This window comes from Paenarthrobacter sp. NPDC089988 (assembly GCF_044748465.1).
GTDB lineage: Bacteria > Actinomycetota > Actinomycetes > Actinomycetales > Micrococcaceae > Arthrobacter.
Window position 1 is genome coordinate 91,131 of record NZ_JBIVGD010000009.1, and the last position, 13,494, is coordinate 104,624.

Annotated in this window: 15 protein-coding genes; 10 read left to right on the top strand and 5 right to left on the bottom strand. The window is 63.5% G+C overall.

The window, feature by feature from the left end:
* Window positions 1-150 carry a hypothetical protein gene (locus ACIPV6_RS12415; RefSeq protein ID WP_400271172.1) on the top strand — a complete coding sequence of 50 codons (150 nt, stop codon included), beginning with the start codon at window positions 1-3 and terminating at the stop codon, window positions 148-150.
* Here the strand turns inward: ACIPV6_RS12415 and ACIPV6_RS12420 are convergent.
* Window positions 142-642, bottom strand: a complete 501-nt coding sequence (locus ACIPV6_RS12420; RefSeq protein ID WP_400271173.1) for a hypothetical protein — start codon at window positions 640-642, stop codon at window positions 142-144. The two genes, ACIPV6_RS12415 and ACIPV6_RS12420, sit on opposite strands and share 9 nt — an antisense overlap.
* A 2-nt stretch (window positions 643-644) precedes the next feature.
* Complete coding sequence (locus tag ACIPV6_RS12425; protein WP_400271174.1) at window positions 645-2,606, bottom strand: primary-amine oxidase; 1,962 nt, start codon at window positions 2,604-2,606, stop codon at window positions 645-647.
* Between the two features lie 121 nt (window positions 2,607-2,727).
* Between ACIPV6_RS12425 and ACIPV6_RS12430 the strand changes: the two genes are divergently transcribed.
* A complete protein-coding gene (locus ACIPV6_RS12430; RefSeq protein ID WP_400271175.1) occupies window positions 2,728-3,318 on the top strand; it encodes a TetR/AcrR family transcriptional regulator in 591 nt (196 codons plus the stop codon).
* A gap of 268 nt (window positions 3,319-3,586) precedes the next feature.
* Entirely contained in the window at window positions 3,587-4,213 is a 627-nt protein-coding gene (locus tag ACIPV6_RS12435; RefSeq protein ID WP_400271176.1) for a hypothetical protein, read from the top strand.
* A gap of 89 nt (window positions 4,214-4,302) precedes the next feature.
* Here ACIPV6_RS12435 and ACIPV6_RS12440 read toward each other — a convergent pair whose 3' ends face one another.
* The gene (locus ACIPV6_RS12440) at window positions 4,303-4,941 is read right to left on the bottom strand and encodes a LysE family translocator (RefSeq protein WP_400271177.1); all 639 of its coding nucleotides are present in this window, start codon (window positions 4,939-4,941) and stop codon (window positions 4,303-4,305) included.
* 176 nt (window positions 4,942-5,117) lie between these two features.
* On the opposite strand from ACIPV6_RS12440, the gene ACIPV6_RS12445 reads away from it, so the two are divergent.
* The 4 genes from ACIPV6_RS12445 to ACIPV6_RS12460 all read left to right on the top strand — a co-directional run bounded on the left by ACIPV6_RS12445 (window position 5,118) and on the right by ACIPV6_RS12460 (window position 8,162).
* Window positions 5,118-6,530, top strand: a complete 1,413-nt coding sequence (locus ACIPV6_RS12445; protein WP_400271178.1) for an aldehyde dehydrogenase family protein — start codon at window positions 5,118-5,120, stop codon at window positions 6,528-6,530.
* Window positions 6,531-6,676: 146 nt separating this feature from the next.
* A complete protein-coding gene (locus tag ACIPV6_RS12450) occupies window positions 6,677-7,534 on the top strand; it encodes a prephenate dehydratase (protein WP_400271262.1) in 858 nt (285 codons plus the stop codon).
* A gap of 65 nt (window positions 7,535-7,599) precedes the next feature.
* Window positions 7,600-7,875 carry a type II toxin-antitoxin system Phd/YefM family antitoxin gene (locus ACIPV6_RS12455; RefSeq protein WP_400271179.1) on the top strand — a complete coding sequence of 92 codons (276 nt, stop codon included), beginning with the start codon at window positions 7,600-7,602 and terminating at the stop codon, window positions 7,873-7,875.
* The gene (locus ACIPV6_RS12460; protein WP_400271180.1) at window positions 7,872-8,162 is read left to right on the top strand and encodes a type II toxin-antitoxin system RelE/ParE family toxin; all 291 of its coding nucleotides are present in this window, start codon (window positions 7,872-7,874) and stop codon (window positions 8,160-8,162) included. Before ACIPV6_RS12455 ends, ACIPV6_RS12460 begins: the two co-directional genes overlap by 4 nt.
* A 10-nt stretch (window positions 8,163-8,172) precedes the next feature.
* Here ACIPV6_RS12460 and trxB read toward each other — a convergent pair whose 3' ends face one another.
* Window positions 8,173-9,150, bottom strand: coding sequence for a thioredoxin-disulfide reductase (gene trxB, locus ACIPV6_RS12465; protein WP_400271181.1), 978 nt, complete (start codon window positions 9,148-9,150; stop codon window positions 8,173-8,175).
* 81 nt (window positions 9,151-9,231) lie between these two features.
* On the bottom strand, window positions 9,232-11,397 hold the full coding sequence (locus tag ACIPV6_RS12470; RefSeq protein ID WP_400271182.1) for an MMPL family transporter: 2,166 nt from the start codon (window positions 11,395-11,397) through the stop codon (window positions 9,232-9,234).
* Window positions 11,398-11,545: 148 nt separating this feature from the next.
* Between ACIPV6_RS12470 and ACIPV6_RS12475 the strand changes: the two genes are divergently transcribed.
* From ACIPV6_RS12475 to ACIPV6_RS12485, 3 genes are all read left to right on the top strand, one after another.
* On the top strand, window positions 11,546-12,109 hold the full coding sequence (locus ACIPV6_RS12475) for a MarR family winged helix-turn-helix transcriptional regulator (protein ID WP_400271183.1): 564 nt from the start codon (window positions 11,546-11,548) through the stop codon (window positions 12,107-12,109).
* Window positions 12,110-12,225: 116 nt separating this feature from the next.
* Window positions 12,226-13,041 (top strand): methyltransferase domain-containing protein, encoded by an 816-nt coding sequence (locus tag ACIPV6_RS12480; RefSeq protein WP_400271184.1) that lies wholly within the window; start codon window positions 12,226-12,228, stop codon window positions 13,039-13,041.
* A 91-nt stretch (window positions 13,042-13,132) separates the two neighbouring features.
* On the top strand, window positions 13,133-13,492 hold the full coding sequence (locus ACIPV6_RS12485; RefSeq protein ID WP_400271185.1) for a YciI family protein: 360 nt from the start codon (window positions 13,133-13,135) through the stop codon (window positions 13,490-13,492).
* Window positions 13,493-13,494: the final 2 nt, after the last annotated feature.

Here is a 13,494-nt window from a genome sequence, read left to right on the forward strand (position 1 = left end):
GTGAACCGCACGCAGTTCATCAAGCAGATCCACGCGCTGCCGGGCCTGACGCTGCAACGCGCCTCGGTGCAAAGCAGCAATATCGTTGTTCATCACGATCACGGCGACCTTCTTTCCTCTTACTCAGTCTATGCCCTTGATTCAAGGTGAATCAATCACTCGGACAACAGACGAAACGGCAGAACCAGGACGGCGGCCAATCTCGAGGCCTCCACAGCCGGCCCGGCGCCTAAGCCGGGCCACGAGCGTTGCGGCGAGCAACGCCGTCGTGATTTCCAGGCCGATCACCAACAAAAGTTGGGCGGCCCCGTTGGTATCAACAGCGCCCGACGCCGGCCTGCCGCCGTGCGCGTGTCCGGAACCGCCCGCTCCGAGCAGCAACACGGCGTGCAGGGCAACCATGGCAAGGGCTGATCCGGTCACTTGGTGGAGGGCACCAAGCCGGCTGTGGCGCCAAATGTGGACCGTGCAGGGCACGCAGACCGCCGCGAGGGCCACCATAACCAAACCGATCCAGGCGTCGTGGTGACCCGAGGCAGCGAGCCAGAGGTGGGTCACACAGGAGACGGCAGTGATGGCGGCGCAGATCCGGGGGTGAAGGACGGGTCCGGAGGTGCGGACCCTTCCAATACTGATGGCCATGGCTAGTGGCAGTGCCCGGAGGCTTCGCCGTGCGCTGTCTCAGCAGCAGTCTCAGCGGGAGCCGTGTGGCAGCTCGATCCGGAGCTGTTCGCGGGCACGTCCAGCACGGGGCTGCGGTCAAAGAAGCCCTCGGGGCGCAGCTTGAAGCCGACAGTGTCCACGGGCATGATCGGCCAGTCCTCGACGCGCGGGAAGTGGGTCAGGCCGAAAGTGTGCCACACCACGATGTCCTGGCCATCGATGTCGCGGTCCTGGGCCACGTAGGCCGGGAGTCCCGCGCCGCCCGAGTGCTGGTTGACGAAATCGCCCGTGGGGTAGCGCTCCTCGTCCGCGTAGCGGGTGACCCAAACGTCCTTGGTGGCGAAGGCCGCGCGCTTGGCAATCGAGGAACCGGGGTCGGCCAAGAGCGTGGGCTGGTTCTCGGCGTGGAGCTTGTAGCCAACGGGTTCACCCAGGCGGTTCTTCGATTCCGGGTTGGAAATGATCCAGGTGCGGCCAACCTTGGCGTCGGATTCGCGGACACCCTCGGATTCCTTGGCCAGCAAAACGCGCTTGCGGGAGAAGGCGTTGCCGCGCTCGTTGCCCGGCCCCATGGCCTGGCGGACCACGTCTTCTTCCTCCACGCGGTTGGTGAAACCGTCGATGGCCATATCCAGGCGGGCGCTGAAGAGGTGCTGGTGGAAGGGTGCGCCCAGGCCCGGAGCGAGCTGGGAGATGTTGTCCGAGCCGCCTTCCGGGAACGCCGAGGTGAAGACGATGCCGGTGGCCTTGGCTTCGAATTCGATGGTGCCGTCCAGGTAGAGGTACCAGTAGAAGCCGTAGTCATAGTTGCCGATGGTGGTAAAGAAGGAGATCACCAGGCGGCGGTTGCGGCGGGTGTAATTGATGCCCGTCCACAGGTCCGAGTGCTTGGAGAGGATGCCCCAGTCTTCCTCGTGCATGCAGATGCCGTTGCGGATTTCGCGGGGGTTGCCGAAGGCGTCGCTGATGACCGGGCTCAGGTAGGTGATGTCGCCCAGGCAGTCGCAGCCCAGTTCCAACGAGTTCGCGTATTGGCCCACCAGGTATTCGCCGGTGTCGAAGTAGTTCTGCCACGACCGGATCGGGGACGGATCTCCGTAGGGAACCACCATCTCCGCGATCGACGCGCGGTTGATGATAGGGCGCTTCTTGTCGCCGTCCTTGAAGGCCAGGTTGTGCAGGACCACACCTTCGCGGACGTCGAAGCCAACATCGACGCTCCACTTTTCCCACTCCACGTGGTTGCCGCCCGTGACGGTGAAGCTGGGGCCTTCGGGCTGGGTTATGTTGATGGGCTTCTGCGTTTCGCGGAGGGGCCCGGTCAGCTCTGGATCGGTGTAGTTGCCGTGCTCAGCAGGGATCGGCATCACGCCGAGGTCGATCACCTGGGTGACTTCCTTGTTCACCACGTCCACGTAGGCCACCAGGCCGTCAACGGGATGGGCCCAGGCGCTGTCTTCCGGGAAGTCCTGTACGAAGGCCAGGCCACGGAGGATGCGCCGGCCGCGTTCTTCTTCGTACTCAAAAACGCCCGCGGACAGCGGGGCAACGCGTACCTTTGCCACGTCGAGGTCGCGGGCAGCGAGGGCAGCCAGCCACCGCTCATCCGTCGTCAGGAGCGTCTCCACAACCTCGAACTCTTCCTCGAGGACCGGCAGTTCGCCGGAGAGTTTGGTATCGAGTTCGACGGCGGACAGGACCTCCCCGCGGGTGGCGGAAACGAGTACGTCGGTAGGAGCTCCACCGGAAATGTCGTGGATGAACACGCGGAACCGGCGGTCGGGTTCCGAGGCGCCGCGGGACGGATCCACCAGGCCGAGATAGGCGATCCGCTTGGCATCACCGAAGTGTCCGGCGGCCTGGAGGATGCCCTGCACGGTGGTGATCTCTTCAGCTGTGGCCAGGCCGTATTGGGTGGAAACGTGAGTTGCTGTGGGCGTCATGGCTGCCTCTTGTTTGGACCCCTGAAGGTCAGCGGTTTATTTTCTATAGTTGTAGAGAATAATCAAAACGTAAGATGGGTCACAAGACCTTTCGCCAATATTTTTCCCAGGAGCCCACGCCGTGCCAAAGATTGTGGACCACGATCAACGACGCCTCGAACTGGTGGACGCAACCTGGCGGATCATCGCAAGGCTGGGCATGGAGGGCGCCACCATGCGGGAAATCGCCGAGGAGGCAGGCTTCGCCAACGGCGCCCTCAAACCATACTTCCCCACCAAGGACCTGCTGCTAACTTCCGCCTTCGGGCACGTTTTCAATCGAACCAACCAGCGCATCGCGCTCGTGACGGAGGGACTCTCAGGGCTTGCAGCGCTGCGGGCTTTCTGCACGGAGGTACTCCCGCTGGACGAGGAACGCGTCAATGAAGCCCGCATCGTGATCCCGTTCTGGCAAAAGGCACTCAACGACGCCGACATGGCCGCCTTGCATAGCGAATCCATGAGCCAATGGCACACCACCATCAGTGCCCATGCGGCAGCAGCCCGGGCGGCCGGCGAGATCGCCACCCCCATCGGGGACACCGCCGTCGCCGACCACCTGCTCAACATGATGCTGGGCGCCCAAATCGTGGCAGCGCTGTCCCCGGCGGAACACTTCTCAAACGATCTCGAGGGGCAATTGGACAACTATCTGGCGCTGCTGGCCGCCTGAGTCAGGTTCAGCCCGTCCCGGGATTACACATTCCTGGCGGAAACGCTACGAATCTGTAATTACCTCATATGGGCGCGGCGACCTAGTGATAAGGGGTCTCGGCTCATATCCAGTTTCCTCGTCCGCGTCATAAACCAAGCTGCACCTACTTGCATCCACGGCTTGCGTATATGGTTCGAAAGGACTTGAACGGCGCCCTGTTATGTCCACGGCAGACAGAGCACTCTACGGGCATTTCGACATCAAACAAACTGGGGACTGAATCGTCATGAAATTTTTCAGAGCAAAGGTTCTGCTCTGGCCTCTGGTGCTGATCATCATGCTGGTTATTGCGGGAATGGGCACGGCTTTCGCTTCCGGCGGGCTGAACGCTTTGGCTCTCAGTTCGCTGTTCTCAAGCAGTTCCACCGAACGCGATACCCAGGTAGTCCAAGCCGTGACACGTGTACAAGAAGTTGCCCTTGTCAGTCTTCACATTGAGGGCGTCGCGAGGCACGAAAGCACAGGAGAGATTCTCGGCGTCGCGGTACCTGCAAGTGAGAAAACGACACTAATCCAGTACAAATTCGACGCGAAATTGGGCCTAGATGGGTCACAAGTGAAGATCGTGCGCACCGGCACAGACTCGTACCGGGTGACTATCCCCGAATTCATCGGCATCGGTTTCGACGACCCCGTTTTCGAAGATCCTATGGAAAGCAGCGAAGCTCTTAGTTGGCTAACGCCTTCAGCCGTTCAAACCCGCATAATCAACAATATTCTCAGCGACGAGAACAAGCGAAAGTACATCACCCAAAACGAAGCGGCACTGAAAGAGCAGGCACAGGCGTTCTACTCCGGGATCATCGCAAGCGTCGATCCCGATGTAGACATTGATTTTGAGTTCCAAAGGTAGCGTCCAAAGCGCCCGGTCCTGCGCGCCTGACGCGATACTTTTCGTCCCCTGCAGTTGAAGACGCGACTCCTACGCGGAGAAAACCGAGCCTAGCTCGTAGCCCCCGACGCCACTACTCCCACACCCAGTCCCGCAATGATTCCGCTGGACGTACGTTCGACGACGGTGCTCACCTTCGGCTTCTTCAGCCACCGCATCGCCTTGAACGCCACCACGGCGATCATCGAGAGATACGCGAAGGCAATCACGGCCACCACGACGCCCAGGATGAGGGACGTGCCCATGGTGTCGCCACCGTGCGGGATGAACTGCGGAACCACGGCCAGATAGAACAGGCCCACTTTGGGGTTGAGGAGCGTCGAGAGCGCACCCGCCCCGAGGGCCGAAAGGCGGTTGTACGGCAGCGGCTCTTCGGCCGACCCGGCGGCACCGGCTTTCGCTGCGCGTCGGGACTTGATGAACGAAGAGATCCCCAGGTACAGCAGGTACAGGCCGCCGGCAATCTTGATCCAGCGGAACAACTCCGCCGACTGCTCCAGGATCGCGGCGAGGCCAACCCCCACCAGCGCGGCCCAGACGATCGCACCGATGGCCGAACCGGCTGCCGCGGCAATCCCCGCCGACGGTCTGTTCAGCGCGATGCGAAGCACCGGGAAAGTGTCCGGACCGGGAGTCACGGACAGAACCAGGCAAAGACCGGCAAATGCAGCGAGGGAAGCGAGAGTCACAAGATCGATTGTGGAGCATACCGGCAGGTAGCGAAAGCCAAGGGAACCTAAAGCGTTCGCTTGCCGTCAAGGCCTGTTCGTCCAATGACAAGACCACTCCACGTGACGCCAACCACACTGGAAACATCGTCGCGCGCCTCACCGGCCGCCAAGACTTACTACCGAGCGGAGTACCAATGGAGACTTACGACGCCCTGCTGGCCTCGATCACCGCAGCCCCTGGCCAGAGCAGCCGCACCATTTTCGATCCCGCCACGGGCGAAGCCGTCGGCGAGGCCCCGGTCCACACGGTCGAGGACCTCGAAGTCGCCATCGCTACTGCCGCTGCCGTCCAACCCGCGTGGGCTGCGCTGGGCCACGACGCCCGGTCCGCTGCGCTCCTGAAAGCAGCCGACGCCGTCGAACGCTCCGCCGAAGAACTCGCCCAACTGCTCTCCCGCGAGCAGGGCAAGCCGCTGAACGGCCCGAACGCCCGCTTCGAAGTCGGCGCCTGCGCCGCCTGGCTGCGCGCCACGGCCGGCACCCCGCTGGAACCGGAAGTCGTAGTGGACGACGGCGAAACCCGCGCCGAGCTGCATTACCGGCCCATCGGCGTCGTGGGTGCCATCGGCCCGTGGAACTGGCCCATGATGATCACCGTCTGGCAGATCGCCCCGGCCCTGCGGATGGGCAACTCAGTGGTGGTCAAGCCCTCGGAATACACGCCGCTGTCCGTGCTCGCGCTGATCTCGATCATCAACCAGGAACTGCCCGAAGGCCTGGTCTCCGTAGTCTCCGGCGGCCGCGACGTCGGCGAGGCGCTTGCTTCCCACAAGTCGATCGGCAAGGTCATGTTCACCGGCTCCACCGCCACGGGCAAGGCAATCATCCGCTCCTCCGCGGACACCGTCAAGCGCCTCACGCTCGAGCTTGGCGGCAACGACGCCGGCATTGTCCTGCCGGACTCGGACCCCAAGGCCATCGCCGAGGGCCTGTTCTGGGGCGCGTTCATCAACACCGGCCAAACCTGCGCGGCGCTGAAACGCCTCTACGTCCACGAGTCCCAGTACGAGGCCGTGTGCACCGAACTCGCAGCGGTCGCCGCCGCGATGCCCATGGGCAACGGGCTCGATGAGAACAACGTCCTGGGCCCGCTGCAGAACCGCCAGCAGTACGACATCGTCGCCCGCCTGGTCGATGCGGCCCGCGATTCCGGCGCCCGGATCCTCGTCGGCGGGAACCCCGACGCCGACCAGCCGGGCAACTTCTACCCCACCACCCTCGTGGCGGACATCGACAACGACAACCCCCTCGTAGCCGAGGAACAGTTCGGCCCGGCCCTGCCGATCATCAAATACAGCACCATTGACGAGGCCGTCGCCAAGGCAAACGCGCTCGACGTCGGACTCGGCGCCTCAGTCTGGTCCGCCGACCCGGCCGCCGCCCGCGAAGTCGCCGCCCGCATCCAGGCCGGAACGGTCTGGATCAACAAACACGGCGCCGTGGACCCCCGCGTCCCGTTCGGCGGAGCCAAGCAATCCGGCTACGGCCTCGAATTCGGCGCCGAAGGCCTCAAGCACCTCGGTGTTCCGCAGATCATCAACGGCTAATTGCCCTTCCGCGTCACCCAACTGGGTCGCACTTGAGGTCGTTCTGAGCGCTGGGAACGACCTGAACTGCGTCCCAGTTGGGTGCCGAAGGCCATACGGTGGACGCTTTTGCGCAGCCCTATGCCCCGCATGAAACCATGAGCACCATGTCCCAGAAGATCGCGTACCAAGGCGAGCCCGGAGCCAACTCGGACCTCGCTTGCAAGGAAATGTTCCCCGAACTCGAAAGCGTGCCCTGCGCCAGCTTCGAGGACGCTTTCGAACTCGTCTCCACCGGGGAAGTAGATCTTGCAATGATCCCGATCGAGAACTCCATCGCGGGCCGCGTGGCGGACATCCACGTCCTGCTTCCACAGTCGAACCTGCAGATTGTTGGGGAATACTTCCTTCCCATCCGCTTCGACCTGCTGGGCGTTCCCGGCAGCACCATCGAGGACGCCACGGAGGTCCACAGCCACATCCACGCGTTGGGCCAGTGCCGGCGCATCATCCGCGAAGCAGGCCTGAAGCCCGTGATCGCCGGGGATACCGCAGGGTCTGCCCGCGAAGTCAGGGACTGGAACGATCCCCGCAAGCTCTCACTCGCTCCACCGCTGGCCGCCGGGCTGTACGGACTCGACGTCCTGGCCTCCGGCGTCGAGGATGATCCCACCAACACCACCAGGTTCGTGGTCCTGGCCCGCGAGCGCGCGCTTCCCACCAAGGAAGAACTGCCGGGTCCCGCGATCACCACGTTTGTGTTCCGCGTCCGGAACGTCCCCTCGGCCCTCTATAAGGCGCTGGGCGGGTTCGCCACCAACGGGCTCAACATGACCCGCCTTGAGAGCTACATGGTGGGCAACGAGTTCGCCGCCACCATGTTCATCTCCGACGTCGAAGGCCACCCCGAGGATGCCCGCCTCCGGCGCGCCCTGGAGGAGTTGGAATTCTTCACCACCGAGGTCCGCGTCCTTGGTGTTTATGCCGCGGACGGCTATCGCGAGCGGAGCACGGTCAGCGCCTGATGGCCCAGGCAGAGCAGGCCAAACATTAGGCTAGTTATTGGCCTAATGTTGGCTAGAATCGTGTCATGAAGACTATTCCCCTCAGCGAAGCCAAGGACAAACTTTCGGCTTTGGTTGAAGAAGCCGACACCACCCACGAAATCATTCAGATCACCCGACACGGGCACCCTGCCGCTGTCCTGATGTCTGCAGATGATTTGGAATCACTTCAGGAAACCATCCACTGGCTGTCCCAACCTGGCATTCACGAAGATCTGGCCCAGGCTCGTCGCGATATTGCAGAAGGCAACACGATCAGCGCCGATGATCTGCGCCGTGAATTCGGGCTGCCACCCCGGTGAGCGATAGCAACACAGGAAAAGAGCATTGGAAAGTCCAGATCACGAGTCCGGCACTAAAGACTTTTCGTCGGCTTCCTGAGAAGGCCGCGGCCGCAATCGTGGAATTCGTTTCCGGGGCTCTGGCGGCCAACCCCCACCGGCTCAGCAAACCCTTGACCAATGAGCTCATCGGCATGCGCACGGCCCGCCGTGGTGACTACCGCGTGTTGTTTACCCTCGACATCGAGGAACACGTGCTCTACATCCATCGAATTCAGCACCGTGCTGACGTCTACAAGCCTCGCTAACACGCCGGTACTAGAAATGCGTCGGCTCCTCAACCAGCGCCGTCGCGATGCTGTCCGCATCCTCCAACGCAGCCAGGTAACGCTCGGCATCCAAAGCCGCTGAACAACCCGTGCCCGCCGCCGTGATGGCCTGGCGGTAACGGTGGTCCACGGCGTCCCCGCAGGCAAAGACGCCGGACAGGTTGGTGCAGGTGGTGGGCGAGTCCACTTTGATGTACCCCTCGGCGTCGAGGTCCACCTGACCGTCCAACAGTTCCGTGCGTGGCAAGTGCCCGATCGCCACGAAGATGCCCGTCGCGGCTTGTTCCCGGGTTTCCCCGGTGCGGGTATCCGTCAGCGTCACGCCCGTAACCTTGGCATCACCATGGATGGCCGTGACCGCCGAGTGCCACGCGAAGCCGATCTTCGGGTTGTCCTTGGCCCGCTGAGCCATGATCCGGGAGGCGCGCAGCTCACCCTTTCGCACGACGACGGTCACCGACTTTCCGAACCGCGTCAAGAAGGTCGCTTCCTCCATGGCGGAGTCACCGCCGCCCACCACGACGATGTCCTGCTCGCGGAAGAAGAAGCCATCGCATGTGGCACACCAGGAAACACCGTGTCCGCTAAGCTTCTTCTCTTCCGGCAGGCCGAGCTCCTTGTAGGCAGAACCGGTAGCCAGGATGACCGCCGTAGCTTCGTGCGTCTCCCCTGCTCCGGTGACCACCGACTTGAGGTGGCCTCGCAGCGAAACGGAAGTGACGTCGTCGAACACTATCTTTGCGCCGAACTTTTCCGCCTGGGCCTGTAGTCCGTCCATCAGCTCCGGCCCTTGAATCCCCTCAGGGAAGCCGGGGAAATTCTCCACTTCCGTGGTGTTCATGAGCGCCCCGCCGGCGGTCACCGATCCTGCCAGGACCAGCGGTTCCAGCCCGGCCCGCGCGGCGTAGATCGCGGCCGTGTAACCGGCAGGACCGGACCCGATGATGATCAGCTGTTCCTTGCTCACGAGAATCTCCTTGGCTGGGCAGGCATGACGCCGGGCGGGTACTTGTTCAAGTGCAACAAGTACCCGCCCGGCAATCAAGGGCTAGCGGACGCCGGACGCCTCGCGCTCCTTCACGGAAGCGGCCGACGCACTACGCCCCAGCTTGCTCGGCCACCAGATCTTGTCCCCGATGTCGTAGGCCAAGGCTGGAACCAGCAGCGAGCGCACCAGCACGGTATCCAGCAGCACGCCGAAGGCCACGATGAACGCCAACTGCACCAGGAACATGATGGGAATGACACCCAGGGCAGCGAACGTCGCGGCCAGGACCACACCGGCGGAGGTGATCACCCCACCCGTCACGCCGAGTCCCCGGAGGATGCCCGGCCGCGTTCCGTGCTTGAGCGATTCCTCGCGGACACGGCTCATGAGGAAGATGTTGTAGTCCACGCCCAGGGCAACGAGGAACACGAAACCGAACAGCGGAACCGTGGCATCGGCACCGGAGAACTGGAAGATCCCGTTGAACACCCATGCCGAGACGCCCATGGCCGCGCCGTAGGAGAGGACCACGGAAAGCACCAGGAGCACCGGCGCCACCACCGACCGGAGCAGGAGCATCAGGATGAAGAGGATGACCACCAGCACGATCGGGATGATCACTGTCAGGTCTCGCTGGGCCGTGGTGTTGGTGTCCAGGGCAGTAGCGGTGACGCCGCCAACCAACGCTGCGGAATCGACGTCGCGCACAGCAGAACGCAGCGACTTGACCGTGTCTTCGGCTTCGATCGAGTCAGCGGCGCTGTTCAGCGTGGCGTTGATGAGCACACGGCCGTCACGGACTGCGGGATCAGCCGGTGCGCCCGGTGCGCCGGTGATCGGCACGCTGCCCTCGCCCAGCAGGTAGGCGTCGCCTACGCCGTTGGTGGCCTTGACCTTGTCCAGCACCTGCTGCGCGGCGCCTTGGGAGGCAACCACGACGACGGGGCTGCCGCTGCCGGCGTCGAAATGCCTCGCCAGCGCGTCCTGGCCGTCGACGGCGTCGGACTTGGCCAGGATGACGTCGGTCTGCGGCACGCCGTTGGCCTTCAGCTGAAGGACACCCGCAGAGGCCACGGCCAGGAGCAGCACGGAGACGATCCACACCACGCGGGGTCGGCGTGAGACCAACGAACCCACGCGCCGCCACAGGCCCTTTTGCCCCTCGAGGCCGGTGACCAGCTCGGGTTCGCGTTCGTCGTCGGCCAGCAGCTTGGGACGGAACGGCCAGAAAGCTGCGCGGCCCAGCAACGCCATGAACGCCGGCAGGAGGGTAAGCGCGGCGAAGAGCGAACAGACGATGCCCGCCGCGGCCACGGGACCGAGGGCCTTGTTGGAGTTCAGGTCGGAGAAGAGCAAGCAGAGGAGCGCGATGATCACGGTGGCACCGGAAGCGAGGATCGGCTCGAAAGATGCCTTCCACGCCGTCAACACCGCTTGCGTCCGGTTGGTGGTGTGGGTGAGGGCCTCACGGAACCGGGCAACAAACAGCAGGGCGTAGTCCGTGGCGGCACCGATCACCAGGATGGACAGGATGCCTTGGCTTTGCCCATTCAGTTGGATCCACCCGAGCTTGGCCATGCCGAAGACCAGCAAAATCGCGGCGCAGAGGGCGAAGACGGAGGTCAGGAGCACCGCGATCGGCAGCACGAGCGAGCGGTAGACGAGCAGCAGGATCACGAACACCGCGCCGAGTGCCACGAGCAGGAGGATGCCGTCGATGCCGCCAAAGGCGTTGACCAGGTCCGCCGTGAGCCCGGCCGGGCCGGTGACATAGGCCCGCATGCCGTCCGGAGCGCCGGGCTGCACCACATCCCGGAGCTCCTTGACCACGTCACGGAGCTCGTCGGATTTGGCGATGGGCACAATGTACTGCACCGCCTTGGCGTCTTGCGAAGGGATGGGTCCGACGACGGCGCTCCCCAGCTTGAGTGCCTCGATGTCGGCTTTCAGCTGGGCTGCTTCGCCCAGTTGGGCCGGGGTGAATGCGGTGTCGCTTTCGACGATCACCACCGCGGGGATTTCGTCGGAGTCGCGGAACTTGGCCTGCCAATCACCGGCTTCGGTGGCTTCTGCACCGGCTGGCAGGAACGAGGCTTGGTCGTTGGAGGACACTTCCTCCAGCCGACCGAACGTTGGGCCGCCGACCCCTGCTATTCCGAGCCAGGTGATGACCAGCACCACCGGGATCAGCCACCGCAACCAGAACGGCACTTTCTGCGTCTTCATGGGTCCTTACTTTCCGAGGCACGAGTATTTATTAGACTATAGAGTATCTCTATCATGGAACTAATCAAGCGGTAGCCGACTCCGATGCACTGCAGTGCGGAGACGGGGAGTAGTATCCGGAAGGCAGCAAAGACGTAAGGAGGCGCTGATGTCGGATACGTGGGACGAGCGCCCAAAGGATTCCACTGTGGACGCGAGTGGCCGCGCCTCGGTGGGTGGCGCGCCGGAAGGTGCCGGGCCGCCGTCGGGCCTTCCCCAAGACCTGGTACGGCTCCTGCAGGACTTCACCCTCGAAGCCAACCACTACGTGGACGCCGCTGGCGGCCGCAATGACATGCACAGGACCGACCTCAATGCGCTGGCAGTGGTCATGCGCCATTCGGCTGCCGGTCGCGTGGTGACGCCGGGCGTGCTGCGCAGCGAACTGCGGCTCAGCTCCCCCGCGACCACCGCATTGGTCGATCGCCTGCACGCCTCCGGGCACCTCACCCGCGAGCGCCTTGGCACGGACCGCCGCCAGGTCCAACTGCACATGACTCCCAAGGCATATCGTGACGGCAGCGCCATGTTCCTTCCCTTGGCCATGCGGATGGGGAAGGCCATGGACGCTTACAGCCCGGACGAGCTGGAACTGGTCCGGCGCTTCATGACGGACATGGTGGAGGCCACTATCGACGCGCGCCACGAAGCCACCAGCCCCGAACCCAACTAAGGGACACCAAACGTCCCAGTGAGCGCTCAGTGGAGCATGTGCTGTCCCCCAGTTGGGCGCCGCGTTCCACCCGCGCGTTCCACCCAAACACACAGGCCAAGCTGTAGCGTTTCCCTATGAACGAGCAGCAGCCTGAAGATGTCTATACCCACGGGCACCACGAGTCGGTTGTCCGGGCCCACGCCTCACGGACAGCCGAGAATTCGGCCGCGTTTGTTATCCCCCATCTCACGCCCGGGACGTCGGTGCTCGACGTCGGCTGCGGACCCGGCAGCATCACGTGCGATTTCGCGGGGCTGGTTTCGCCCGGGCACGTGACGGGTTTGGACCGCTCGGCGGACATCATTGCCCAGGCCACCGAGCTGGCGAAGGACCGCGGCGTAGAGAACGTCGACTTCCAAACGGGGAACATCTACGATCTCGACTTCGAGGACGAAACGTTCGATCTGGTCCACGCCCACCAGGTGCTCCAGCACCTCACCGACCCAGTAGCAGCCCTGCGGGAGATGCGCCGCGTGGCCAAACCGGGAGCCATCGTTGCCGTGCGGGACGCCGACTTCCATGGCATGAGCTGGTACCCCGAGGTCCCGGAACTCGACGACTGGATGGAGCTCTACCAGAGGATCGCGCGCCGCAACGGAGCAGAGCCCGACGCCGGTCGCCGCCTGGTCTCTTGGGCGCAGCAAGCCGGGTTTGCCCAGGTTTCCCCGAGCAGCAGCAACTGGCTCTACGCCACGGCCCAGCAACGTGCTTGGCAGTCCCGGGTGTGGAGCGAACGGGTGCTGCACTCCGCCTTCGCCGAGCAGGCCTTGGAGTATGGCTTCGCCAATGAAGCCGACCTCGCCAGGATTGCCGCCGGTTGGCATCGTTGGGGCGCCACGGAGGATGGCTTCTTCCTCATCCCGAACGGGGAAGTCATCGCTAGGGCCTAGAAACTTCTGAGCACCATGTAGAAATGTCCCACCCGGTTCCGACCTGTGAGTGAAGGCACCCACAAGGGAGCCCCTCAACAAGGAGTTCGAGATGAAATACATGATCATGATGTTCGGTTCGGCCGAGGGCATGATGGAAACCGCCGATCCGGAGTGGGTCAAGGAAATGATCGGATTCATGATCCAGATCGACAAGGACCTCACGGAGTCCGGAGAGCTCGTGTTCAACGCCGGACTCGCCGATGGCAGCACGGCGAAGCTCGTCAAGCAAACCCCGGACGGTGTTATCACCACCGATGGCCCGTTCGCGGAAGCCAAGGAATCCCTGGTGGGGTACTGGGTGGTGGACGTCGCCAGCGAGGAACGGGCCGTGGAGATCTGTTCCAGCATTGTGAAGTACTCGCAAGTGGTGGAGCTCCGCGCCATTCCGGACGGCCCGCCGGAGGTCTAGCC